Annotated in this window: 20 protein-coding genes; 11 read left to right on the forward strand and 9 right to left on the reverse strand. The window is 45.0% G+C overall.

Annotation, left to right across the window (positions count from 1 at the left end; translation table 11 throughout):
• Positions 1-54: 54 nt before the first annotated feature.
• The 4 genes from P150_RS0107415 (at position 55) to P150_RS0107435 (ending at position 6,638) form a co-directional block, all read left to right on the forward strand.
• Positions 55-2,007, forward strand: a complete 1,953-nt coding sequence (locus tag P150_RS0107415; RefSeq protein ID WP_028897131.1) for a 4-hydroxy-3-methylbut-2-en-1-yl diphosphate synthase — start codon at positions 55-57, stop codon at positions 2,005-2,007.
• Between the two features lie 315 nt (positions 2,008-2,322).
• The gene (locus tag P150_RS0107420; protein ID WP_028897132.1) at positions 2,323-2,811 is read left to right on the forward strand and encodes a Dps family protein; all 489 of its coding nucleotides are present in this window, start codon (positions 2,323-2,325) and stop codon (positions 2,809-2,811) included.
• A gap of 904 nt (positions 2,812-3,715) precedes the next feature.
• Entirely contained in the window at positions 3,716-5,614 is a 1,899-nt protein-coding gene (locus P150_RS0107430) for a 2-oxoacid:acceptor oxidoreductase subunit alpha (RefSeq protein WP_028897134.1), read from the forward strand.
• A 16-nt stretch (positions 5,615-5,630) separates the two neighbouring features.
• Positions 5,631-6,638, forward strand: a complete 1,008-nt coding sequence (locus tag P150_RS0107435; protein ID WP_028897135.1) for a 2-oxoacid:ferredoxin oxidoreductase subunit beta — start codon at positions 5,631-5,633, stop codon at positions 6,636-6,638.
• Positions 6,639-7,309: 671 nt separating this feature from the next.
• Here the strand turns inward: P150_RS0107435 and P150_RS0107440 are convergent.
• The 3 genes from P150_RS0107440 to P150_RS0107450 form a co-directional block, all read right to left on the reverse strand.
• The gene (locus tag P150_RS0107440) at positions 7,310-8,308 is read right to left on the reverse strand and encodes an FKBP-type peptidyl-prolyl cis-trans isomerase (protein ID WP_028897136.1); all 999 of its coding nucleotides are present in this window, start codon (positions 8,306-8,308) and stop codon (positions 7,310-7,312) included.
• A 94-nt stretch (positions 8,309-8,402) separates the two neighbouring features.
• Positions 8,403-9,293 (reverse strand): FKBP-type peptidyl-prolyl cis-trans isomerase N-terminal domain-containing protein, encoded by an 891-nt coding sequence (locus P150_RS0107445; protein WP_028897137.1) that lies wholly within the window; start codon positions 9,291-9,293, stop codon positions 8,403-8,405.
• Positions 9,294-9,370: 77 nt separating this feature from the next.
• Positions 9,371-9,976, reverse strand: a complete 606-nt coding sequence (locus tag P150_RS0107450) for an FKBP-type peptidyl-prolyl cis-trans isomerase (protein ID WP_028897138.1) — start codon at positions 9,974-9,976, stop codon at positions 9,371-9,373.
• 234 nt (positions 9,977-10,210) lie between these two features.
• On the opposite strand from P150_RS0107450, the gene P150_RS0107455 reads away from it, so the two are divergent.
• Positions 10,211-10,903 (forward strand): NAD-dependent deacylase, encoded by a 693-nt coding sequence (locus P150_RS0107455; protein WP_028897139.1) that lies wholly within the window; start codon positions 10,211-10,213, stop codon positions 10,901-10,903.
• A gap of 194 nt (positions 10,904-11,097) precedes the next feature.
• Positions 11,098-11,709, forward strand: coding sequence for a glutathione peroxidase (locus P150_RS0107460; protein WP_028897140.1), 612 nt, complete (start codon positions 11,098-11,100; stop codon positions 11,707-11,709).
• A 693-nt stretch (positions 11,710-12,402) separates the two neighbouring features.
• On the opposite strand, the gene rnc is transcribed toward P150_RS0107460, so the two are convergent.
• The 3 genes from rnc to P150_RS0107480 form a co-directional block, all read right to left on the reverse strand.
• A complete protein-coding gene (gene rnc, locus P150_RS0107470; RefSeq protein WP_028897142.1) occupies positions 12,403-13,440 on the reverse strand; it encodes a ribonuclease III in 1,038 nt (345 codons plus the stop codon).
• Positions 13,430-14,692: a beta-ketoacyl-ACP synthase II gene (fabF, locus tag P150_RS0107475; protein ID WP_028897143.1), complete on the reverse strand. Its 1,263-nt coding sequence runs from the start codon at positions 14,690-14,692 to the stop codon at positions 13,430-13,432. Before fabF ends, rnc begins: the two co-directional genes overlap by 11 nt.
• A gap of 254 nt (positions 14,693-14,946) precedes the next feature.
• Complete coding sequence (locus P150_RS0107480) at positions 14,947-15,183, reverse strand: acyl carrier protein (RefSeq protein WP_028897144.1); 237 nt, start codon at positions 15,181-15,183, stop codon at positions 14,947-14,949.
• Between the two features lie 329 nt (positions 15,184-15,512).
• On the opposite strand from P150_RS0107480, the gene P150_RS0107485 reads away from it, so the two are divergent.
• Positions 15,513-16,115, forward strand: a complete 603-nt coding sequence (locus P150_RS0107485; protein WP_028897145.1) for a DUF4254 domain-containing protein — start codon at positions 15,513-15,515, stop codon at positions 16,113-16,115.
• Positions 16,116-17,165: a glycosyltransferase family 9 protein gene (locus P150_RS0107490; protein WP_028897146.1), complete on the forward strand. Its 1,050-nt coding sequence runs from the start codon at positions 16,116-16,118 to the stop codon at positions 17,163-17,165.
• A gap of 607 nt (positions 17,166-17,772) precedes the next feature.
• Here the strand turns inward: P150_RS0107490 and P150_RS0107495 are convergent.
• Positions 17,773-18,072, reverse strand: a complete 300-nt coding sequence (locus tag P150_RS0107495; protein ID WP_028897147.1) for a hypothetical protein — start codon at positions 18,070-18,072, stop codon at positions 17,773-17,775.
• 564 nt (positions 18,073-18,636) lie between these two features.
• Between P150_RS0107495 and P150_RS0107500 the strand changes: the two genes are divergently transcribed.
• Positions 18,637-19,446 (forward strand): DUF3108 domain-containing protein, encoded by an 810-nt coding sequence (locus tag P150_RS0107500; RefSeq protein ID WP_028897148.1) that lies wholly within the window; start codon positions 18,637-18,639, stop codon positions 19,444-19,446.
• 22 nt (positions 19,447-19,468) lie between these two features.
• A complete protein-coding gene (locus tag P150_RS0107505) occupies positions 19,469-21,940 on the forward strand; it encodes a TonB-dependent receptor domain-containing protein (RefSeq protein WP_051617587.1) in 2,472 nt (823 codons plus the stop codon).
• Positions 21,941-22,249: 309 nt separating this feature from the next.
• Here the strand turns inward: P150_RS0107505 and P150_RS0107510 are convergent, their stop codons facing one another.
• The gene (locus P150_RS0107510) at positions 22,250-22,567 is read right to left on the reverse strand and encodes a heavy metal-binding domain-containing protein (RefSeq protein WP_028897150.1); all 318 of its coding nucleotides are present in this window, start codon (positions 22,565-22,567) and stop codon (positions 22,250-22,252) included.
• Between the two features lie 277 nt (positions 22,568-22,844).
• Between P150_RS0107510 and P150_RS0107515 the strand changes: the two genes are divergently transcribed.
• Complete coding sequence (locus P150_RS0107515; RefSeq protein WP_036932130.1) at positions 22,845-23,402, forward strand: isochorismatase family protein; 558 nt, start codon at positions 22,845-22,847, stop codon at positions 23,400-23,402.
• A gap of 4 nt (positions 23,403-23,406) precedes the next feature.
• Here the strand turns inward: P150_RS0107515 and P150_RS0107520 are convergent, their stop codons facing one another.
• Positions 23,407-24,453 (reverse strand): C1 family peptidase, encoded by a 1,047-nt coding sequence (locus P150_RS0107520; RefSeq protein WP_028897152.1) that lies wholly within the window; start codon positions 24,451-24,453, stop codon positions 23,407-23,409.
• Between the last annotated feature and the right edge of the window lie 310 nt (positions 24,454-24,763).

The following is a 24,763-nucleotide window of genomic DNA, read 5'->3' on the forward strand; positions in this document are numbered from 1 at the left end:
AATAAATCAGCATTCCGACAATCAATCGGACCAATAGTTCCATACTAATTCACTATGATAAATTTATTTAATTACGAACGAAGAAAGAGCACCGTTACTCACGTTGGTGCATTAGATATCGGTGGCGACAACCCGGTCAGGGTGCAGTCGATGACCACTACACGGACAGACGACACGCCTTCGAGCGTTGCACAGGCCGAAAGAATAATAGAAGCAGGCGGCGAACTCGTGCGACTGACCACCCAAGGAAAGAAAGAAGCAGAGAATCTGAAGAACATCAACGCGCAATTGCGCGCCGACGGCTACAAAACTCCACTATGTGCCGATGTTCATTTCAATGCAAACGTGGCCGACGTGGCAGCTCTCTATGCCGAAAAGGTGCGCATCAACCCGGGAAACTACGTGGATCCGGGCCGCACATTCAAGATTCTGGAATACACCGATGAGGAATACGCATTGGAACTGAAGCGCATTGAAGACCGTCTGACACCGTTTATCAACATCTGCAAGGAGAATCACACGGCAGTTCGCATTGGCGTGAATCACGGAAGTCTTTCCGACAGAATTATGTCGCGCTACGGCGACACCCCGGAAGGCATTGTAGAGAGCTGTATGGAGTTCCTCCGTATCTTCAAAAAGCAGAACTTCAACGACATCGTAATCTCTATTAAAGCCTCAAACACGGTGGTAATGGTACGCTCCGTGCGCCTGTTGATTGCCGAGATGGACAAAGAGGATATGCACTATCCACTCCACTTGGGTGTAACCGAGGCTGGAGAAGGAGAAGACGGACGCATAAAGAGTGCCGTCGGCATAGGTGCGTTGCTCAACGACGGCATCGGCGACACGATACGTGTATCGCTCAGCGAAGACCCGGAATGCGAAATTCCCGTGGCAAGCTACCTTACCCGCTACGTGCGCCGCAAACAAGGACATCTCATTGTACCTGCCGAAACATACGAAGGCTTTGATTATCTCCATCCGGAACGGCGTGAAACGGAGGCAGTGGGCAACATCGGAGGCGACAACGTACCCGTAGTAATCGCCACACGACCGATAAAAGCCGCATCTTCTTCCTCCACCGGCAGCGAATCCGACACTCTGTCCGACGACACTTCGGCAACCGTCGCTGCACAACTCCCCCTTCCCGACTACATCTACGTCAATGATTCGCTTCCCGAAAACATCGTAAAGGGGCAGAAATATATCCTCGACTACAATGTATATATCCAGTTGGCAAGCGAAGGCAAGCTCCCATCAGCGGACATCTATCCGATTTTCCCCACCGAGGCAATTCCATTCATCGGGACAATAAACACCAAACTGAAGTTCCTCGTGCTGAAATACGGCACTCCATCCGAAGAATTTACCGCCTGTCTGAAGCATCATCCGGAAGTAGTGGTGATATCAATGAGCACCCACCAGAACAAACTCGCCGAACAGCGTGCCCTCGTCCATCAGATGATGATTGCAGGACTGAAGAATCCGGTCGTCTTTGCGCAGATGTATCAGCACTCAAACGATTCCGCACAACAAGCATCCAATACACCATCGGCCAAAGAACGTTTCCAACTGGAGGCTGCGGCAGATATGGGAGCACTGATGATTGATGGACTTACGGACGGTATATGGCTGATGAACAACGGCAATCTCCCACAGGAAGACGTGGAGCAGACTGCATTTGCCATTCTTCAGGCAGGCAGGCTGCGTATGGTCAAGACCGAATACATCTCCTGTCCGGGCTGCGGGCGCACTCTTTACGACCTCCGTACCACGATTGCGCGCATCAAGGAAGCCACCAAGGGAATGAAAGGACTCAAAATCGGCATTATGGGATGTATCGTTAATGGACCCGGCGAAATGGCAGATGCCGACTACGGATACGTTGGTGCCGGACCAAAGAAGGTAAGTCTCTACCGCAAGAAGGTCTGCGTGGAGCGCAATATTCCCGAAGAAGATGCCGTAGAACATCTGCTGGCACTCATCAAATCTGATCAGGAAAAGTAAATATTCAATACGAAACAGCAACAGGCTACACTTTATATATATAAGGTGTAGCTTGTTTTTTTATCCTATCGGCAAAACTAAAAACATACCTGAAAAACACAAATACAAAGAAACCATATCTATTTACCGTTATAATCATTCCATTTCAATAAATTCATTTTCAAATCATAAATAACTTATTATCAAACATTTAAGCATCTATATTAAGAAAATCTATCCCCAAATAGATTTTATCAGTTGTCGGAAATCCGAATCCTCCGTAACTTTGCATCAGAAAAAGAAACAAAGAATAATAATTAAAAAAAGACATAGATTATGAAGACATTAGATTACACAGGTTTGAACGAGAACAAGGTAAGCAACGTTGTTAAGGGTTTGGCGCAGCTTCTCGCCAATTTCCAAGTTTATTATGCAAATCTCCGCGGTTTCCACTGGAACGTAAAGGGACACGGTTTCTTCATCTTGCACTCAAAGTATGAAGAGCTATACAACGATGCTGCCACAAAGATCGACGACATTGCAGAACGTTTGCTTCAGCTCGATGCTGCTCCTGAAAGCAAATACAGCGAATACCTGAAGGTTTCCACCATCAAGGAAGCAGGCGATATCCACTCCGGAAAGGAAGCAATAGAATCCTTGCTCGGCTATCTGAAGACACTCATCGCTCTCGAGCGCGAGATTCTCAGCGCAGCATCAGAAGCAGGCGACGAAGTAACCGTTGCACTCATAAGCGACTATCTCAGAGATCAGGAGAAGACGGTATGGATGTTCACTGCTTTTGCCCACAACCACGAGGCAAAATAAGAAGATACAAAAGCCCAATCATATAATTGTAGTTGTCCTGTCAGGCTCAGCAATGAGTCTGGCAGGACTTTTTTATGCCCCAATCCATAGTTTACAATTATCAACCAGAACAGTAACAATCTGATTTTTTATTTACAACAACCTCCTTTTTTAACATTTAAATGCGAAGAAACATAATCCTGTGAGCAAATATGGGCATTTTCAAAGAGTTTAACAACAACCTGTTAATCAATTCATTACAAGCAATAAACCCTAAACACCAATTCCCTCCCTGTAACATTCTTCGCAAGAATGCAGAAAAACATTGCCAAATATTCCCTTTATTGCATTCCATTCTCCGCAAACGTGCATTCCATTCTTGCGAAGAATGCAATTCAATCGTGCGAAGAACGGAAGGCAATCTTCGCAAAAATGAAAATCAACTGTCGCATTGTTGCGATTCAAACGCACGATTATGCGTCTATTTTCTCTGTATTGAGAAAAGCCAAATGTTAAAATACGATGAAAGATATTTACAGAAAAAGCGATTGAAGATGGATTCAGCGAATTGCTTTTAGAGTATGCCCGTCTCACTATCAAGCAGTATTTTTATCCTTCTTGTAAGAATATAGCCTGTTTTTTGTTTATTTTCACGAAATGTTGATAATACAAATATGTAGTTGATAGAAAATGTCAATAGTTTTGTTTTCCATTGTTTCTCTTTCGCTATGATAAGTTTATTTGCAGAAACATTGACAAACGGAATCTTTCTTTGGATTTAATTCACTTTTCGATTAGTGTATTCTTGCAACTTGTTCATTGTCAGCAGAAAATAGATTGCTTTTTTCCTCGAAAAGATTTTGTTATATCAATTATTCTTTGCAATTTTGTGCCGTTAAAACTAACTTAAACAAGAAATAATTCTATGGAAGAACAACTAGAAGTGAAAGAACTCGAGCACGTTGTTGTACTCTTCTCCGGCGACTCTGGAGACGGTATGCAGCTGGCGGGTAATATTTTTTCTAATGTTTCGGCAACCGTTGGTAACGGTATTTCCACGTTCCCTGACTATCCGGCAGACATCCGTGCCCCGCAAGGTTCGCTCACTGGTGTCAGTGGTTTCCGTGTTCACATCGGCGCGGGCAAGGTTTATACGCCCGGCGATAAGTGCGACGTGCTGGTTGCAATGAATGCAGCAGCATTGAAGACGCAGTACAAGAATGCCAAACCACAGGCAACAATCATCATCGACACCGATGCCTTCACATCGCGCGACCTGAAAAAGGCGGAATTTTCTACCGATGACTATCTCGGAGAAATGGGTATTGACCCGGACCGCGTGGTAGCTTGCCCGCTCACGAAGATGGTAAAGGACTGTCTTGCCGACTCTGGTATGGACAACAAGGCGATGCTGAAGTGCAGAAATATGTTCGCACTCGGACTGGTTTGCTGGTTGTTCAATCGCGACCTTGAGTTAGTGTTTAACTTCCTGAGAGAGAAATTCGCAAAGAAACCGGCCGTAGCTGAAGCCAACATCAAGGTGGTTCAGGCCGGATATGACTACGGACACAACATCCACGCATCGGTTCCGAATACTTATCGTATTGAAACCAAGACGAAAGATCCGGGTCGTTATATGGACATTACGGGTAACAAGGCCACAGCCTACGGTCTTATTGCCGCCGCTGAGAAGGCTGGTTTGAAGCTCTTCCTCGGTTCCTATCCTATCACTCCTGCAACGGACATCCTGCACGAACTGGCTAAGCACAAGTCATTGGGCGTTATCACAGTTCAGTGCGAAGACGAAATTTCGGCTGCTGCATCTTCTATCGGTGCTGCCTTTGCAGGTGCGCTGGCTGCAACCTCAACATCAGGTCCCGGTATCTGTCTGAAGAGCGAAGCCCTCAACCTCGCCGTTATCGACGAATTGCCGTTGGTGGTAATCGACGTGCAGCGCGGTGGCCCTTCAACCGGTCTTCCAACGAAGTCCGAACAGACCGACCTTTTGCAGGTTCTTTACGGCAGAAACGGCGAAAGTCCTATGCCGGTGATTGCAGCTACCAGTCCGACAGACTGTTTCGACGCAGCTTTCAAGGCTTGTAAGATGGCACTCGAGCACATGACACCGGTGGTTCTGCTTACCGATGCGTTCATTGCAAACGGTTCTGCTGCGTGGAAGCTGCCGGATATGGCTGATCTCCCTGAGATTCGCCCACATTATGCCACCGAAGCACAGCGTTACACCTATACTCCGTACAAGCGCGACGATTTCAGCAACGTGCGCTACTGGGCTATTCCCGGCCAGAAGGGATACGAACACATTCTCGGTGGATTGGAAAAGGACGGCAAGACGGGTGCAATCTCAACCGATGCGGAGAACCACCACAAGATGGATATGCTCCGCTTTGAGAAGGTTGCACGCATTCCGGTGCCAGACCTGAAGGTGGAAGGCGACGCTGACGATGCAGAATTGCTCATCGTTGGTTTCGGAAGTACCTACGGCCATCTCTATTCAGCGATGCAGGAACTCCGCAGCAAGGGACACAGAGTGGCATTGGCACAGTTCAAGTATGTGAACCCGCTGCCAAGAAACACACCGGAAGTGCTCAATAAATACAAGAAGGTAGTTGTTGCTGAACAGAATCTCGGTCAGTTGGCAGCCTTGCTCCGTATTCGTATCAACAACTTTACTCCGTTCCAGTACAATCAAGTGAAGGGTCAGCCTTTCGTAGTACAGGAACTCGTGAGAGGTTTCGAAAGACTCATCTCTCTTCCAATACCAAAGGACGAGGGCGGTACTTTCTATTCAAGAATCTTACAATAATAAAAGGAATAAAGAAATGAGCGAATATACAGCACAAGATTATAAAAAGGGACAGCCAAGATGGTGTCCCGGTTGTGGAGACCACTTCTATTTGGCAAGTTTCCACAAGGCAATGGCTGAGATTGGCGTTGCACCACACGAGACAGCAGTTATCTCAGGTATCGGTTGTTCGAGCCGTTTGCCCTATTATGTGAATACTTACGCTATGCAGACCATTCACGGCCGTGCAGCAGCGATAGCAACGGGTGTCAAGGTTGTGAATCCTGACCTGACGGTATGGCAGATTTCCGGCGACGGCGACGGACTTGCAATCGGTGGTAATCACTTCATCCACGCGATGCGCCGCAACATCAACATCAATATTATCCTTCTGAACAACCGTATTTACGGTCTGACCAAGGGACAATATTCTCCTACCAGCCCACGTGGCTTCGTATCGAAGTCCACTCCGTTCGGCAGCGTTGAAGACCCATTCCGTCCGGCTGAACTCTGCTTTGGCGCACGCGGCAAGTTCTTCGCACGCAGCGTTGCAACGGATTCGCCTGCCACCATCGAGATATTGAAGGCTGCACACGCACACAAGGGTGCTGCCGTTTGCGAGATTTTGCAGAATTGCGTCATCTTCAACGAGGGTTGCCACGATGCCGTTTATTCTACTCCCGGACGCAAGCAGAACGCTATCTACGTGAAGCACGGCCAACCATTGGTGTTCGGCGAAAACAACGAATTCGGACTGATGCAGGAAGGTTTCGGACTGAAGGTGGTAAAGATTGGCGAAAACGGAGTGAAGCTCGAGGACATTCTCGTTCACGATGCACACTGCGCTGACGACACTTTGCAACTGAAGCTCGCAATGATGAACAACGAAGACGGTTTCCCAATCGCACTCGGAGTTATCCGCGACGTTGAAGCACCTACTTATGACGAGGCTGTCAATGCACAGATTGAAGAAGTGAAGGCAAAGAAGCCTTATCACAACTTTATGGAACTGTTGGAGACAAACGACATCTGGGAAGTAAAATAAAGCAAAGGCAGACGAGAGCTGCCACAAGGATAGATAAGCGTTTTATATCATAACAATTAAGTAAGTCCAGCTGTCGGGGAATTATCTTTCCCTGATAGCCGGATTTTCATTTATCAGGTTCGGAACACAGCTTTCGTGCGTTGCCACCTTTGCTCTGTTTCGATATCTTTACACAGGATTATCCTATTGGTTTTGTAAAATTAAATTACCAAAAAACGCACATTTTTTTTCTTCAATTTAGAGATTGCAGCCACATAAATGGATGATTGAAAGGCAATTTTCAGAGTATTGAAATCTAATCGTGCGAAGAACGGAATGCAAGTGTGCGAAGATTGCAATGCGTTCTTCGCAAGAATGGATTGCAGATGTACGAAGATTGAAAGGAGAAAACGGCTTGTTTTTCGCTTATTTTTGGGTTGTTTTGCGAAGAATATAGCTTGCTTTGCAGTGGGCTGATTGATGTTTTATCAATAATATACTGATAATCAACTTATTATAAGTATGCTCATAATTCGCATATTTGAAAATAAAAAACCCTTTGCTCAGAATAAACGAATTATGAAGAGGGTTTTGTCAAGATTATTCTGAAACGGGAATGGGCTGAAAACAAAAATTCGATGAACCGATTTAAAGTTATCAGTTCATCGAATCTCAGTTAAGCATCGTCCGCCTTACTTCTTTCTTGCACGCACGGGAGTCTTCTTGCCCTTTGCGCCGACAGGCTTTGCTGCTGCCTTTGGCTCTGGAACCTCCACCGGTTTTGCAGCGTGCTTCACACCTTGCAGCTCCAAGGTAAAGATAAGTGCCGAATAAGGAGCGATGTCGTTGCCTGCACCGCGTTCGCCGTAGGCGAGTTCCTGTGGAATGTAAATCTCCCATTTAGAGCCAACGGGCATCATTGTGAGGGCTTCTGTCCATCCCTTGATAAGACGTCCAACGCCGAACGTATCGTTTGGAGTGCCGTGTCGAGATGTTGCATCGAACACTTTGCCGTCAAGCGTGCGACCTTCGTAAACCACCGTTACTTCGTCGTCCTTAGATGGTATTTCACCTGTTCCCTTTACAAGCACCTTGTATTGCAATCCACTGGGCAGCGTGATTACACCCGGCTTAGTCTTGTTCTCTGCCATAAACTTCTCGCCAGCCTCTCTGTTGGCCTTGTCCTTGGCATTCTTCATCTCCATCTCCTTTGTCTGAACGTATTGGTCAGCGTCGCTACTGTTAAATACGGTAGTGTCCTTCGCCAATGAAGCCATAAAACCGATGTAGAACATATCCGTATTGATGCTGCCTTCGCCGCCCATCTGTTTTATCAAGCCCGGAAGCATACTCTTGTCCACCTGCGAAGCAACCTGAATACCTACTGCATAGGCAGAGTAAACGCTGTCCTTACGGTTGGCAATGCCTTCCTTCAAGCCACGGAGGAAGTCCGGCATCTGCGCATCTGAAATGCCAAGCTGGCTCTTCAGATAGCCATCCAGACCACGTGTCATAGTCATTCCGGCAGCATAGCTGAGCGAATCATTCATACTTGTCGGTGTGATTGTCTGCACAACAGTTTCCACCTTTGCGTCTTTTTTCTTCTTATCTTTCTTCTTGTCCTTCGCACTGATCGTGTTAAACCCTGCACTTGCCAGAAGAATGAGTGCCAAAAGATATATCTTCTTCATACCTTTATAAATGTTTTTTATGTAGTTTCTTATAACAAAACAAGGCCGGGGCCTATGGCTCCGACCCTGTTCTATGTGATTTCAGACTAAATTCTTACTGCATCTGTACCGGCATACCGCCCATACCCGGTGCACCCTTCGGCATATCTTCTATGCCAAGAACTTCGATTGTGAAGATAAGTGCAGAATAAGGATGGATAGTTGGGTTGCCTGCTTCGCCATAAGCCTGTGCGTATGGGATGTAAACTTCCCACTTTGAACCTACCGGCATACTGCGAAGAGCCTTAGAGAAGCCCGGAACCACGCCTGCTACTGGGAGAGACGCGCCTTCGCCCTTGTCGAATGTCTTGCCGTAAACGTCCTTACCCTCGTAGTTGATCTTTACAATCTTGGTAGAATCGGCTGTTGCGCCCTTGCCTGCCTTGATTTCCTTGTAGTAAACACCGTCGCCAAGAGGCTTAACACCCTTTTCCTTGGCAACCTTAGCCATATATTCCTCGCCCTTCTTCTTGTGGGCATCGACGTATTTCTTCTGAATCTGCTGCGTAAGTCTCATAGTAGCTTCACTTGCCTGTTCGGCAGTCATAATCTTATTGTTCTTTTTTGCGCTTGCAATGAAACCTGCCATAAAGTTATCTATCGAAAGCGTCTTGGTCGTATCGCCCACGAAAAGGCTCTTGGCCTGCTGCTTCATTCCCATACTCATCTGAGAACCGGCCATAATACCCATATAGTAGGCAGCCTTCTTCTTGTCGTCCATATTGTTTGCAGCCTCATTCATACCCTTGATGAAGTCATCGATGTAGGCTGTATCAACATTGTTCTGCTTGAGACCTTCGTTGATATTTGATCCCATCTGCACACCGAAAGCGTAGCTAAGTGTATCAACATCGGTCTTAAGGTCTTCCTTTGGAGTTGAATTTCCACAAGAAGTGAATCCAACTGCTGTGATAGCCATAGCGGCTAAGATAGTAAGTTTTTTCATTTTGCTATAAAATCTTTAATTATTCTTATTACTGACAAGGTGCATTCCTAATACCAAAGCACCTTGCTGTTTCTTTTTTAGAGTACTTCGATAAGTTCAACGATGAACACCAATGCTGCGAACGGAGGGATGGAAGCACCTGCACCACGCTCGCCGTAGGCAAGATTGTAAGGTATGAAGAAGCGATACTTGGCACCTTCGCCCATCAACTGCACACCTTCCGTCCAACCTGCGATTACCTGATTCAGTCCGAATACAGCAGGTTCGCCGCGATCGTAGGAACTGTCGAACTTGGTTCCATCAATGAGTGTGCCTTCATAGTGGCACTTTACCTTATCCGTTGCGCCCGGTTTCTTGCCGTTTCCTTCCGAAATGACTTCATACTGAAGACCAGATGGCAATACCGTAACTCCATCCTTCTTAGCATTCTCTGCAAGGAAGTCCTCACCGATTGCCTTTGCCGCTTTTCCGGCTTCGGCCGCTGCTGCCTGTTGCTTCTTTTCCTGCTCAGCAAAGAAGTTTGTAACAAGAGTCTGCGCCTCTTCGTTGCTTACTTTCAGGTCGTTGCCTGCAATTACGTCCTTGATAGCCTGTGCGAAGTCGTCGATATTCAATTCACTTGCACCCATTCCAGAGAGCTGTGTACCAATACCGATACCCAGTGCATAGCTTAGTTTATCCATTTATTTTCTGTTATTTATGATAATTTAATGTGCAAAGATACTATTTTTAGAATACAGTATAGCACTTTATCTAATTAAAATAACTAAATTTGTGGACTTTAAGGGATTATAAGCAAACGAGTGAACCAGTAAAGGGGCGAAGAACAAGGCTGCAATGCCTTGCATTTAGCGTGAAATCTGCCTGTAATAAGTTCCTATCACTTTATCCCCTTGTCTATATAAAAGCATAAAACAATGAAGAAAATCGTATTCTTGACTGGTGCCGGGATGTCGGTGGAAAGTGGATTCAAGACTTTTCGTGGGAGCGACGGATTGTGGGAAGACTATCCTGTGGAGCAGGTTGCCACTCACGAGGCTCTGAATGCCGACCCGGAATTAGTGATAAACTTCTACAACCGTCTGCGAAAGAAACTGTTTGCCGCGCAGCCGAACGAAGGACACAGGCTGATCAAGGATTTGGAGAAGGACTACGAGGTAACAATCGTTACGCAAAACGTGGACGACCTGCACGAACGTGCCGGTTCACGCAACGTAATCCATCTGCACGGAGAACTGAAGAAAGTGTGTTCGAGCGACGACCCTTACAATGCTGAGTTCATTCAGGAGCTTGACGAGGCGCATTGCGAGGTAGTTCCATTCACGAAAGCAAAGGATGGCAGCATCCTCCGTCCGTTCATTGTCTTCTTCGGCGAGGCCGTTCCGATGATAGAAGCCGGTGCAAGAGCCGTGGAAGAAGCTGATATATTCGTCATCGTGGGCACATCGCTCAACGTTTATCCCGCGGCAGGACTGCTGAGATATGTCCGTCCCAACGTGCCAATCTATCTAATCGACCCCAACGAAGTGGCACAGGGCAAGCGAAAGGACATCAACGTGATAAGGAAAGGCGCAAGCGAGGGGCTGAAAGAGCTGAAAGGCAAATTATAGAACGGCCACTTCCCGACTCTCCATAACGAAGAAAGGGAATTCAATCTCTCCACCGATGACTGTCCGCAAAAGCATAAAAACAGAGAATTGACAAAAGAATTATAATTTAAACTATCAAAGTTCCATTCCCCAACCCGGGCTTTCAGGAAAGCTCTGCTCCAATCGTAAGGAGTTGGCAATGGGTTTTTATTTTTATGAAAAAACTATTATTATCTATGCTCTGTGCGCTGCTGGCAATTCCGGCATTGGCACAAAAGAATGTGTATAAGTTCAGCGTGAAAGACGGAAACGAGCAAACCGTGAAGCTGAAAGAGTATAAAGGCAAGGTGCTGCTGATTGTAAACACGGCAACAAAGTGCGGATTCACGCCACAATACGAGGAGTTGCAGAAGCTCTATGAGAGCTACAAGGACGAAGGACTCGTGATTCTCGACTTCCCCTGCAACCAATTCGGCGAACAGGCACCGGGTTCTTTCCGCGACATTCATTCTTTCTGTACGGGCAACTACGGAATTACCTTCCCACAGTTTGCAAAAATCGACGTGAACGGCAAGAACGAGGCTCCTCTCTACACTTACCTGAAAGCGCAGCAAGGCTTCAAGGGATTCGACAAGAACAACAAAATAGGTCAGTATCTCGACACTAAATTCCGCGAACAGAATCCCAATTACGACAAAGATCCAAGCATCAAATGGAACTTTACCAAGTTCCTGATTGACAGGGAAGGGCACGTTATCGACCGTTTCGAGCCTACTGCCGATATAAAGGATGTGGAATCCGGCGTGCGCGCTGCACTAAAGATGTAGAAATACTGCACGGATAAGATACCGAATCTTCCGAAACATTATTTCAAACGCCTTTCATCAATTAATGAAAGGCGTTTGAAATTTATTGACAAAAGCTCCATTTTTTAACATTTAAAATCAATCGGGCACGCTTCCGCCTTGAAATAAGCCCATTTTGAAGCCTTTTCATAATTTCCTGATTTACAAACGGTTATCCTATTCTATGCAATTTTGATAATAAAAAATCGCTGTATCTCTTCGCAGAAAGAACAGAATATTACCGATAAAGACCTTTTTCCTCCTCCTATTCTTCGCAAACTTGCCGTGCATTCTTGCGAAGATTGCACGGCGTTCTTCGCAAGTTCGTTTTTCATTCTTCGCAAGATTAGAAAATACTCTTGCTATATTTGCAGAATAAACTGCAAAAAACAAGCCTCCAATCGTCCAAATATCGGCTCGTGAAAGCCAGATTGAAAATTTTCAGCATCGTTTTTTTAGTAAACAGATTTTACAAAAACAGACTTTGATTACACCAGTTCAGGATTAGATAAACCAAAAAACTCTCACAGAGAACACGGATTAACAGATTAATGCTTACTCTTCCGAACACAGAGAAGGCAGAGCCTGACCCATTTCCCCATTATGCAGAAACGAAAACAGGGCGAAGATAACTGATTTATCTTCACCCTGTTTTTGTTGTTTCATCCGAGAAATCTATTTAAATGCAGCAGCTTCGGCAGCCGCAATTACCGATTCCCGGTCTTCAGCCTCGGCTATTCCAACTTCTGAAAAGTCGAAATCATCTTTCTTTCCGTGCTGAATGCCTTTCCGTCCGTCTCTCACATCCATACCATTCTCTGAGAAAACTTCTTCTTGGAAAGGATTTTCACGCTTTTCTTTCAACTCATCCGAGCCCACGATGAAGTCCATATTCTGAGTGGTTTCGGGAACATCGAGCATCGGTTCCTCCTCCATTTTCGTGCGGTTGGCCTTGGCAGAGAATACTTTGTCGATGAATCGCGCTTCCTTGCGAAGCCGTTGCAGCGTAATCTTTGCAGCCTCCTGCTGGCTTTCCTTCTTTGAATAGCCGTGACCTTCGCCACAGGAGATTCCTTCCAATACGACTTGGAAATCGAAAGTAGGATTTCCCTGCTTGTCCTTGCTGTGCTCGAGGAGCTTGAAGTCGAGCTGCACCTTGTTTTTCTGACTCCATTCAATGAGCTTCGACTTGAAATTCACTTCCTTGTAGGCCACCTTGTCGATGTTGATCAGCTCGCCGAGTATCTGTTTTTTCATAAAACGCATACAAGCGTCGTAGCCGTGGTCAAGATAAAGTGCTCCTACCAGTGCCTCGAAGGCATTTCCGCCCAAGTAGCTGTTGTGCGACGAGGAATGGCCGCTCGACAGAATCAATTTCGTGATGCCCAGTTCCTTTGCAAGATGGTTGAGCGTATCGCGCTGAACTATCTTCGAGCGCGTGTTGGTAAGGAAACCTTCACGCTTACCGGGGAAATGTTCGTAGACAATATCGCCGACGATGGCATCCAAGATAGCATCGCCGAGAAACTCCAGTCGTTCATTGTTCACGGGTTTTCCCTTCGCATTACGGCGGGCTACACTCTTGTGCAGCAGAGCCGTCTTGTAATAGCTGAGGTTGTGTGGGAGAATCCCGATTATTTCGTACAAAGACAGATAAAGCTCCTTTTCCTTTCGGAAAGGGAGCTTCACTCTATCTATAATATTATTCAGCATACTTCTTGAAAATCACGCAAGCATTGTGGCCGCCGAAGCCGAACGTGTTGCTGAGTGCAGCACGAACCTCACGCTTCTGAGCCTTGTTGAACGTAAAATTCAAATCATAATCCAATTCAGGATCCTTATCATCGTCCTCGTGGTTGATGGTAGGAGGAACGATATCGTTCTGAATTGAGAGGATACAAGCCATAGCTTCCACCGCACCGGCAGCACCGAGCAAGTGGCCTGTCATACTCTTTGTTGAAGAAATGTTCAACTTGTAGGCAGCATCGCCGAACAGTTCCTTGATAGCCTTAGCTTCAGAAATGTCGCCGACAGGCGTTGAAGTACCGTGAACATTGATATAATCGATGTCTTCCGGCTTCAGACCGGCATCATCCAATGCAGCCTGCATCACCAAGCGTGCGCCGAGACCTTCCGGATGAGACGCCGTGATGTGGTGTGCATCGGCCGATTCGCCCTCACCTACGATTTCTGCGTATATCTTTGCACCACGAGCCTTAGCGTGTTCAAGCTCCTCGAGGATGATACAACCTGCTCCTTCACCCATAACAAAGCCGTCACGGCTTGCAGAGAATGGACGGGAAGCGTGCTCCGGATCGTCGTTTCTTGTAGAGAGAGCGTGCATTGCATTGAAACCACCCACGCCACATTCGCAGATAGCAGCCTCAGCACCGCCGCTTACAATCATATCGGCCTTGCCCAAGCGAAGAAGGTTGAACGCCGTACCGATAGCATTTGAAGAAGAAGCACAGGCAGAGGTCGTAGCGAAGTTAGGACCGTGGAATCCGTAACGGATACTGATGTGTCCTGCTGCGATGTCTGAAATCATCTTAGGGATGAAGAACGGGTTGAACTTCGGTCCCTGATCAAGGTGCTGTCCGTAGTAAACCACTTCTTCCTCGAATGTCTTGATACCACCGATACCAACACCGAACACTACTCCGATGCGGTTCTTGTCTGCATTCTCCAAGTCAAGACCACAATCTTTCACTGCCTGATCGGCACTGATGATTGCCAACTGAGTGTAACGGTCGAGCTTTCGTGCTTCTTTACGGTCAATATAATCATTGATGTTGAGGTTCTTTACTTCGCAAGCAAACTTAGTCTTGAAGTTAGTTGTATCGAATTGTGTAATAGGAGCTGCGCCGCTAACACCTGCCAACATATTGTTCCAGGTTTCCTCAGGGCTGTTTCCCAAAGGAGTAACGGCACCGAGACCTGTTACTACTACTCTTTTTAATTCCATTTATCCATTTTTTTAGTTTCGCTCTTCTGAAATCAGCATATCAATGAATTTCAAGATACACAATTAAGGAGTTAAGCTAAGAGTTCCACTACTTGAATATAAAAACAATTAGCAAAACGATTGGCTTAACTCCTTAACACCTTATTTCTTTACTCTTCTGAATTTTGCGAAACTTGAGTAAGATATAAGTTGTAAATTAAAGAACAAAAGTGAAACGGAGCAAGCTCCGCCGTACTTTGTATATTGCTCCAAAATTACTTAGCGTTCTCTGTAATGTAAGCGATAGCATCGCCAACAGTGCCAATCTTCTCAGCCTTATCGTCTGGAATAGAAATGCCGAATTCCTTTTCAAATTCCATAATCAACTCTACTGTATCCAATGAGTCAGCACCGAGGTCGTTTGTGAAGCTTGCTTCAGCCTTAACTTCTGCTTCATCAACACCGAGTTTGTCTACGATAATAGCCTTTACCTTTGATTCAATTTCTGACATAATTGTAATTTTTAAAATGTTTAATATTATTTTCAAATCTAAAATCGGCTGCAAAGGAAAGATAAATTTTCCACCCGTGCAAATTTTTTAATTAAAAAAGTGTATCAAACTGCACAAACGACCTATCATTGTGCATTATTTTTTACCATTTTTGGTAATATATTGCGCTAAATCAATTATTTATCTCAAACTATTAAAACAAAACTTGGGGCATTTCTGCACCCGAAAGACACGCAATCGTGCGAAGAAAGATGGAAAAAGCACTCCGTTTATTTTGCTCATATCATTTATTTCGACTATATTTGCAAAAAATTTAACCTAAAATTAAGATGTCATTTACAGAACATTGCAACGAGATTTTTAGTCAGGCTATCCGAGATTATCACATTACGGATAATGTAGACACACCTATTAATAATCCTTACGATAGAGATTCTATCGAGAACCGCTTGTACCTGAAGTGCTGGATTGACACTGTTCAGTGGCATTTTGAGGACTTGATCCGCGACCCACACATCGTTCCGGAAGACGGAATGAGCCTGAAACGCCGCATAGACCGCTCGAATCAGGACCGTACCGACCTCGTAGAGCAGATAGATTCCTATTTCCGACAGCTCTATTCAGATGTGAAGGTACAGGAAGATGCCACCATTAACACCGAGAGCCCAGCTTGGGCAGTGGACCGTCTGTCTATCCTTGCGCTGAAGATTTACCACATGAAGGAGCAGACAGAGCGTACCGACGCATCGGCAGAGCACATAGAGAAGTGCAAGAGCAAGCTCGCCGTGCTGCTGGAACAACAGGTTGATCTCTGTTCTGCCATCGACCAACTGCTTGAAGACATCAAGGCCGGACGCAAGTATATGAAGGTGTACCGACAGATGAAGATGTACAACGACCCGGCTACTAACCCCATACTCTACAAGAAGTAATTGAAGACCGAGCATACCATCATCGTTCGCTTTTCCGCCATGGGCGATGTCGCCATGACGGTGCCCGTGGTGTATGCCCTTGCCAAGCAATATCCAAAGCTGCGGATTACCGTTGTGTCGCGTCCTTTCGCAAAGTCATTCTTCTATCACATTGCCGACAATGTGAAGTTCATCGAAGTTGATTTGAAAGGAGAGTACAAAGGATTCGCCGGACTGAACAGACTCTACCATCGGCTGTCGGCAAAACATCCTACTGCCGTGGCCGATTTCCATAACGTGCTGCGCACAAAGTTTCTCCGACTTCGCTTTGCATTGAGCGGCTACAAGACTGCATCAATCGACAAGCACAAGAAAGGGAAAAGAAAGTTGTGCCGAAAGGAAAACAAGGTATTTGTACAGCAGCCCACATCTTTCCAAAACTATATGGACGTTTTGGAGAAGTTGGGATTCCCCGTACAGCCCGATTTCAAGACCATCTTCTTCAACGGAGGCAACGACCTCACGACACTCCCTAATATAATAGGTGGGAAAAAGCAGGGCGAGACTTGGATCGGCATCGCTCCTTTCGCTGCACACGGTGGAAAGATGTATCCGAAGGAAAAGATGGAAGAGGTAGTCAGGTTGCTGACCACCCAATACTCCAACCTGAGACTCTTCTTCTTCGGTGGCGGAAAGGAAGAAAAAGAAATACTCAATGCGTGGGCTACACGATACAGGAACTGCATCTGCGCATCGGACAACGTGAAAGGACTTCAGCAAGAACTGATTCTGATGAGCCATCTCGACACGATGATATCTATGGACAGTGCCAATATGCACTTGGCATCGCTCGTGGGAACCCGTGTATTGAGCATCTGGGGAGCCACCCATCCCTATTGTGGTTTCCTCGGATGGAACCAATCGCCCGAAGATGTCGTGCAGAACAATCAACTAAACTGCCGGCCGTGCTCCGTATTCGGCAACAAGCCTTGCCACAGAGGCGATTTCGCTTGTATGAACACCATTGAGCCGGAGGAGATTGTAAGAAGACTGAATCTCCCTCAACAATAGAAACAAAGATTCTGAACACAGTAAATAAGCCATATCTCTGCGGAAAAGCATTGAGATATGGCTTGTTCATTTTTGTTTTCAGGATGAAATTGAGTAATCACGTCTAAACTTATTGAAGTCGTTTTCCACGTTTATAAACTCTTCTCTCCCTAAACTTTCCACTAATTTTCAGTATTGAAATATTCTGACAAAAGCCTCGTTTTTTAACATTTAAAATGCAGCAGGCACACTTCTGCTTTCAAATACGCGAATTATAGCGTTTTCCATAATTATCTGAATAACAGAACATTACACCGATTAAGCTAAAATAGCGATAATATACTCCTATTAATTATTCGCAAATAGGACAAAAATCCTTTGTTTTTTGTCCTATTTTTCCTTCCATTCTTCGTAAATCAGTAAATCATTCTTGCGAAGAACGCAGCGCAATCTTCGCAAGAATGATTTATGTTCTTCGCAGAATTGAAATACAATCCAATGAAAAACGCATTTCAACTGTCCGATTATGCACTTCTAATCTCCAGATCGGCAAAAAATTTTGTTCGTTTTTTAGTAAGATTATTTTACACAAATAGAGATTCAAGTTTTACGTAAACTAAGTTTAATATCAGTCGATACGATCTTCGTCTGTGAGATAATCGAGGTATTCCCGTGCAGCCGTTTCGCCCCGTTCCTGTTCCGATTGAACGAGAGGAGCAAGAATCTTGTCCACAAATTCTGATAATACGGGCGCATCGGGAGTGCTCTCTATGAAGTCTTTCACTTCGTCGAGACTGGGCATTTCTTCGTAGCTTCTCTCTGCCCATCGCCTCACGTTCTCTTCCATTCGCCTACGGGCAGCCTGCATCAGTCCACCGGTCGGACAGGAAAGAAATATCCGATAGTAATCTTTCAACACGTCTTTCATATCTGTTTTCCTTTCATTAATTTATCCATTTTGAGTGTTCTATACATAAGAACGCTTGCCGACAGGTTTTATTTCAGACAGATTCGCATAATATAAAAAACGTCTCTTTCTCCCCTACCCTACTTCTACATCTTTACTTTATCCACAATCCGTAGCAGAAAACTGTGGATAACCCTGTGGAAAACCTGCCTAACAACTCAATCATAACCCTGTGGATATACACATATACGGGCCATATACACGCAAGATGTGGATATCCACACAGTTATTAACGGCATTTTAGGGAAGTTTTGCACATATTTTCAGCAATAAAAGTTATAAACTTATTATCTTTGCACTATGTTGTGTAATTGTGGATAACTCATAATAAGTACTGATTATCAGTGAGAAAGAATTATTCAATAATGTGGATAACTCTGAACCACGGGTTGATAACCAATCGACCAAGAAAATAATAAAAAACTTATGAACAGTATCCACAGCCTATCATACATCAACATTCTTTTTTCTCTTTTTTAAAAAGAAAATAAGATAATTATGAATTGGAAAAGAAAAACGACCAAGATGAAACAATTAAAGACTTATATCCTGAGTTTGCTGATGCTTCTTGCTTTAGATGCATCGGCTCAATGCACTTTCAACAATACTGCGTTCAACAGCGGTGAGTATCTAACGTATAATCTTTACTACAACTGGAAATTCGTTTGGGTAAAGGCTGGCACGGCTTCGTGGTACACCGTGGCGTCCACTTACCACGGAACGCCTGCCTATCGGGCTTCGCTCACAACGAGGGGAAACGGCAGACTGGACGATTATTTCGTATTGCGCGACACGTTGCTCTGTTACGATACGAAGGATCTCGTACCCCTCTATTTCCGTAAAGGCGCACGCGAGGGCAAGCGATACACCGTTGATGAGGTGTTTTACAGCTATCCGAACGGAAAAGCGAAGATAAAGCAGCATCGCATAGATAACGACGGAAAGCACCATTGGAAGGAAAAGACGCAGAACGACTGTGTTTTCGATATGATGAGCATATTCCTCCGTGCCCGCAGTTTCAATACGAGTGGATGGAAGAAGGGCAATTTCGTGAATTTCAGCATTGCCGACGGCAACAGTCTCAGTCCGGGACGCGTGATATATAACGGCAAGGCAACGATAAAGGCCGATAACGGCAGGAAATACAGGTGTCTGCAACTGGCGTATGACGAACAGGAGAAGGGCAAATGGAAGAACATTGCCAAGTTTTATGTAACGGACGATGCCAATCATATCCCCATCCGATTGGATATGAGCCTGAAATTCGGTAGTGCCAAGGCGTTCCTTGTGTCTATGAAGGGCGTTCGGAGCAAGATAACTTCGGAAGTTAAGTAATTGAGAAACTAATTATAAAAAGATGAATAAGATGAAAGCATTTTTGCTCGCCTGTTTTGCAGTAGCTGCAACAGGCGCAAGTGCGCAGACTACAACGATTACCGGCGAGCTGGTGGATTCGCTGACACGCGAGACTGAACCCTTTGCCACGGTTCGTGTCTACAAGAATGGAAAGAGCGACAAGCCTGTTGCGATGTTCGTAACGGATGAAAACGGCAAATTCTCGCAGACAGTATCGGGTCAGGGCAAGTATTATGTTTCCTTTACTTCGTTGGGAAGAAAGGAAATTGTCCGTAGATTTGAAGTCGGTAGTGCTTCTTCCACGTTGAATATGGGCACGCTTTTGGTTCAGGACGACCCGAAACAGCTTGAAGGTGTTGAGGTGGTTGCACAGAAACCATTGGTAAAAATGGAGACCGACAAGATGACCTATGACGTTCTGAGCGACGTGGATTCCAAGTCGAACACGGTTCTCGATATGCTGAGAAAGGTTCCGATGGTTACGGTGGACGGCCAGGACAACATTACCGTCAATGGACAGGGTTCTTTTAAGGTATATGTGGACGGCAAACCAAACGTTATGTTCTCTGCAAATCCTTCACAGATATTCAAGGCTATGCCTGCAAGTGCAGTCAAATCCATTGAGGTGGTAACGAATCCGGGTGCCAAATACGATGCGGAAGGCGTTGGCGGCGTGCTGAATATCGTTATGAACAAGATGAATAGTGCACAGGCGCAGAATATGAACGGCTATAACGGAAACGTGAGTGCGACGATGGTGAACTATGGAATACGCAGTTCGGCGTTTTTGAGTGGTCAGCAGGGAAAATTGACGTATAGTGCCAACGGAATGTACAGCTATATGGAGTCCGATAAGGTGGAGATGATGATGGATCGCATTGCTTCCGACGGTTCCACTATGAGCACTTATCAGAAGGGAAAGACTACCATTCCGTTCACAATGGGCAACGTGAGTCTGGGATATGAACTGGATTCGATGAGCAATATCGGTGCATCGTTAGGTTTTACAAGCTTCACGATGAAGAGTACCGGCCATCCAACGAACAGCTTCTTTGGTGGAATCTATGGTTCTGGATTCTCTTACGGCAATGAAATGATGATGAAGAACCTCAATACTTCCTTTAACGGTAGTGTGGATTATCAGCGGTTCCTCAACAAGGCTCGCACGAGCAACATCACGTTGAGCTATCTCTTTACCACAACGCCGGGTACAACGGAGAACAACCGTATCTACGACCCGCTCCCACCGGGCATCACTCTCCCACTCCACGACCTTTATTCGGAAGCCGATACACGGGGAACGGAGCATACTTTCCAAGCCGATTACACCACTCCATTGGCAAAGAACCATACGTTGAACGCCGGAGTGAAATTCATTGGTCGCAGAAATTCTTCAGATTCTCGCTATTACGACATCATCAATGGCTTACAGATGTATAATGCCGCAAACAGCGTTGATTACAAAAACAAGCAGAGCATTCTTGCTTCCTACATCGAATATGCCCTTACTGCCGGTAAGTTCGGAGCGAAATTCGGTACGCGTTACGAGCACACTTGGGAGAATGTGGAGTTCATTCTTGGCCCCGGCAGCAACTTTAAGAAGAACTATGGCAACGTGGTTCCGTCAGCAAGTTTCACTTATAATATAGCGCAGAGTGCAAATATCGGCATCAATTACGGTATGCGTATCTCTCGTCCGGGCATCACTTATCTGAATCCTTACGTAGACCGTTCGAACGCAACGATACTTTCTTACGGTAATCCCGACCTCGCTGTGGAGAAAAGCCACAACGTGAGCCTTGTATTCAATTATTTCACACCGAAGTTTATGATCAATATGACCTTGGGTGAGAACTTCGCCAACAATCAGATAGAGCAATATTCGTTTATGGACAACGGAATATTGAATACTACTTACGGCAACATCGTGCGAAGCAGATGGACGAACTTCAGCACGTTTATGAACTATGCAATTACGCCTAAGACGCGATTAATGTTCAATGGTGGATTCGATTACGGCGATATCCGTTCAAATCAGCTTGGAGCGCGCAACTATGGTTGGCAGTTTGAAGGCTTCATAGGCTTGCAGCAGACGCTTCCGTGGGACATCAAGTGGAGCATATTCACAGGTGGAAGCACGAAGAAATATAATTTGCAGGGCTACGGAGACAGTTTCAATATGTTTACCACCACATTTGCAAAGAGCTTCTTCAAGGAAAGACTGGATGTCAGTGTGATGTATTTCACGCCATTGACTGGTAAAATGAAGCTGAATCAGGTGAGTGAGGGCGCAGACTTCACACAACGGACGCGCACCATCATTCCGGTTCAGCAGATTGGACTTACCGTTACGTGGAATTTCGGTAATACCAAGAAGCAGTTCCAGAAGCACGAGAGTAAGATTTCAAACGATTTCCAAGAGAAGAAGAACGATAACCAGATAGGAGGAATGGGAGTTGGAGTAGGGATGTAGCCTGTCCGTGAGTCCTTTTTCCGACCGTTGGTTCCGTATGAATGAGTTATTGGTTCTGTGTGAATCGTCTATTGGTTTCATTTGAATCGTCCATTGACTCTGTTAGAATCAGTCATTAGTTTTGGATGAATTGTATATTGATTCCGTGCGAATCGTTCATTTAGAAATCAATTCAGTATTAAAAATAAAGCCGAAATACATTCATTGTATTTCGGCTTTATTTATTTGCTTATCTTATTGTCGGTCAGTCTTTTGGCTGTACTGTGAATATCATATACAAACGTAAGTGCGACAAAAAGATGAATTATTTCAGATGCGCACGGCTGTACCTGAACAAGTCACCATCAGCATAGAATTGCCCTGTCCGATGGTTTCATAATCAATGTCGATACCCACGATTGCGTTTGCGCCCAACGCTTCGGCGTTCTGCATCATTTCGGCAATGGAAGTATCTTTGGCCTCTCGCAGCACCTTTTCGTACGAACCGCTTCTTCCACCTATAAAATCACGGATTCCCGCCATAAAGTCCTTGAAAAAGTTTGCACCGATGATGTTTTCGCCTGTTACGACACCTTTATACTCTAAAATTGTTCTGCCTTCGATTGAGGGAGTAGTTGTGATAATCATTTGATTTGTTATTTTGGTTTATCTCAATAACGTATTGCAAGCCGAAATATTATAATGAGGGGCAGAATGAGTGATATTCAGCCGTTATATGAATATATATGTATGGATGATATTCTGAAAACTATTTATAAAATATATTATATTAAAATATGATTTAAATTAAATTATAAAAACTATTGCGAAAATGGGAAATACAAGGGCTATAAATTTCATATATATTAGAGGGTATTGTCGTTTAATATTCCTATCTTTGCAGCACTATACTTTTATTGTTATAATGGAAATGAAAAGACTTCTTTTGATAATCGACCCACAGATTGATTTTATCAGTGGTACATTGCCCGTTCCGAATGCAGAAGAGGCAATGAAAAACCTTGCAGAATATGTGAGAGAACACGGTAATGAATATGCCGAAATTGTGGCAACTACGGATTGGCACCCTTACAATCATCTCTCGTTTGCACCACAAGGTGGCCCTTGGCCTGTGCATTGCGTGCAGCATTCGGTGGGAGCTGCCATCTATGAACCCTTGCTTGTGGCTTGCAATACGGCGGGGAAAGCGTTTAAGGTGCTCGAAAAAGGCAATTCAGCCGACAGGGAAGAGTACTCCATTATGCAGAATATGGAATCCAAAGCCCTGCTCGATGAAATCATCCGAAGCAATGAGATAACGGAAATACACCTTTGCGGTCTTGCCGGAAACATCTGTGTGCTGAACACCTTGAAGGATATGGTGGCAACTTACGGCAAGGATATGTTTCGTGTGCTCACGGAATATTCACCATCGCTCGACGACGGTTCCGAACTGAGACTATATCTGGAAAGTCTGCATTAAATCTTTATGCAACAGGAATATAAACAGCGATGGTCTTGAGCCGTACATAATTGTAGCTGAGATACATAAATCCGTTGAACCGGTTGTTTGTTCCCCAACTGTTTTTGCAGATAAAGAATTTCTTTCCTTTGCTGTCTCTGGCTATACCGACGATTTCCATACAGTGGTCGTCGGTGGTTTTGTGGGTTTCAAACGCATCCTGACGCAGTTCCTGAGATATTTTCATAAACTCCTTGTCGGTTATGGCAATGCCTTTGGCAAAGGAAAATCCGTCTTCCGACACGTCTCCTTCCCAACAGACGGGGTGTCCTTTTCTGATGCTTTTCTCAACAGTCTGCATCAAAGTGTCGATAGGCACGTTCAGGAAGGTGTTGTGGAAGTAGTTATCGGGCACTTCGAGCGGGAATTTCTCGCCAAAAGGATGGTGCGAGAAACTCGTCATTGCTATGTATTCATCGTCACGGCATACGCTTCTGGCAAATTCCTGCGGCGTATATACTGCACCATACATAAAGACTTGTTTGGTGGAATATCCTATTTCTTGGTCAAGCATTTCGTTGATGTGCTTTATCCGTGTAGAAAATAGGGAAGAACCGGGCGACAGGACCGCCTGATTCAGCTTGCGTGCAAGCGCATCGTAGTTAGTGTATTCCTTTCTGTGGTAGGCATCATAGTTCTGAAGGCCGTAGATATGGATGAGATCGAGCAGCATACTCGACATACCTCGGGTGGTGATGCCGTTACTGTTTGATTTCAGAAAACTGCCTTTATCCTTCAGCAGCAAGCGTCTTTTAGCCTGTTCTTCAAGATATGCCCTTGCGACGAAATCAACACTGAGATTCACGGAGTCTCCCTGCATAAGATGTTCCGTTTCAATGGTTGCGAGCATAGCATACGCCCAGCACAGCGAACTCGTTCCTTGGTCTTTTACCGGCGTAGTCTTCAGTCTTATTTCGTCGGTAAATTTCTCGTTGGGTATTTCGTTATGCTTTCGCTTCCCACAGCCGATGAGAAGCAATAATGCTATGATAATGAATGCGTTTCTTTTCATACTTGTCTGCAAAGATAAATAAAATAGATTGCAAAAAGTAATGTATTTCTATGAATTTTTCCTTATTTTTGCTCATCGCTGCATATTGATTGTGCGACATTTCGGCTTATCCGATTTTTAGTGGTATGGCAATTCAGAATCAAACAGTAATGTGCTTGATTCTTGTTTTGTAAGTACTTGATAATCAATGGATATTTTTTTGCTTTTCATTTGTGCGAAGAATGGAACGCATTCTTCGCACAAATGGCGTGCATTCTTCGCAAGATTGCAATGCGTTCTTCGCAAGATTGGAAATCGTTTGTTTTCTATC

It is taken from the genome of Prevotella sp. HUN102, assembly GCF_000688375.1.
Lineage (GTDB): Bacteria > Bacteroidota > Bacteroidia > Bacteroidales > Bacteroidaceae > Prevotella.

Excerpts from the sequence above, each read along its gene's own strand:
- fabF (WP_028897143.1), bottom strand. The coding sequence starts at position 14,692 with ATGGAATTAAAAAGAGTAGTAGTAACAGGTCTCGGTGCCGTTACTCCT.
- P150_RS0107480 (WP_028897144.1), bottom strand. The coding sequence starts at position 15,183 with ATGTCAGAAATTGAATCAAAGGTAAAGGCTATTATCGTAGACAAACTC.
- P150_RS0107505 (WP_051617587.1), top strand. The coding sequence starts at position 19,469 with ATGAATAAGATGAAAGCATTTTTGCTCGCCTGTTTTGCAGTAGCTGCA.
- P150_RS0107495 (WP_028897147.1), bottom strand. The coding sequence starts at position 18,072 with ATGAAAGACGTGTTGAAAGATTACTATCGGATATTTCTTTCCTGTCCG.
- P150_RS0107460 (WP_028897140.1), top strand. The coding sequence starts at position 11,098 with ATGAAAAAACTATTATTATCTATGCTCTGTGCGCTGCTGGCAATTCCG.
- P150_RS0107520 (WP_028897152.1), bottom strand. The coding sequence starts at position 24,453 with ATGAAAAGAAACGCATTCATTATCATAGCATTATTGCTTCTCATCGGC.
- rnc (WP_028897142.1), bottom strand. The coding sequence starts at position 13,440 with ATGCTGAATAATATTATAGATAGAGTGAAGCTCCCTTTCCGAAAGGAA.
- P150_RS0107510 (WP_028897150.1), bottom strand. The coding sequence starts at position 22,567 with ATGATTATCACAACTACTCCCTCAATCGAAGGCAGAACAATTTTAGAG.
- P150_RS0107455 (WP_028897139.1), top strand. The coding sequence starts at position 10,211 with ATGAAGAAAATCGTATTCTTGACTGGTGCCGGGATGTCGGTGGAAAGT.
- P150_RS0107430 (WP_028897134.1), top strand. The coding sequence starts at position 3,716 with ATGGAAGAACAACTAGAAGTGAAAGAACTCGAGCACGTTGTTGTACTC.
- P150_RS0107415 (WP_028897131.1), top strand. The coding sequence starts at position 55 with ATGATAAATTTATTTAATTACGAACGAAGAAAGAGCACCGTTACTCAC.
- P150_RS0107450 (WP_028897138.1), bottom strand. The coding sequence starts at position 9,976 with ATGGATAAACTAAGCTATGCACTGGGTATCGGTATTGGTACACAGCTC.
- P150_RS0107515 (WP_036932130.1), top strand. The coding sequence starts at position 22,845 with ATGGAAATGAAAAGACTTCTTTTGATAATCGACCCACAGATTGATTTT.
- P150_RS0107435 (WP_028897135.1), top strand. The coding sequence starts at position 5,631 with ATGAGCGAATATACAGCACAAGATTATAAAAAGGGACAGCCAAGATGG.
- P150_RS0107420 (WP_028897132.1), top strand. The coding sequence starts at position 2,323 with ATGAAGACATTAGATTACACAGGTTTGAACGAGAACAAGGTAAGCAAC.
- P150_RS0107485 (WP_028897145.1), top strand. The coding sequence starts at position 15,513 with ATGTCATTTACAGAACATTGCAACGAGATTTTTAGTCAGGCTATCCGA.
- P150_RS0107445 (WP_028897137.1), bottom strand. The coding sequence starts at position 9,293 with ATGAAAAAACTTACTATCTTAGCCGCTATGGCTATCACAGCAGTTGGA.
- P150_RS0107440 (WP_028897136.1), bottom strand. The coding sequence starts at position 8,308 with ATGAAGAAGATATATCTTTTGGCACTCATTCTTCTGGCAAGTGCAGGG.
- P150_RS0107500 (WP_028897148.1), top strand. The coding sequence starts at position 18,637 with ATGAAACAATTAAAGACTTATATCCTGAGTTTGCTGATGCTTCTTGCT.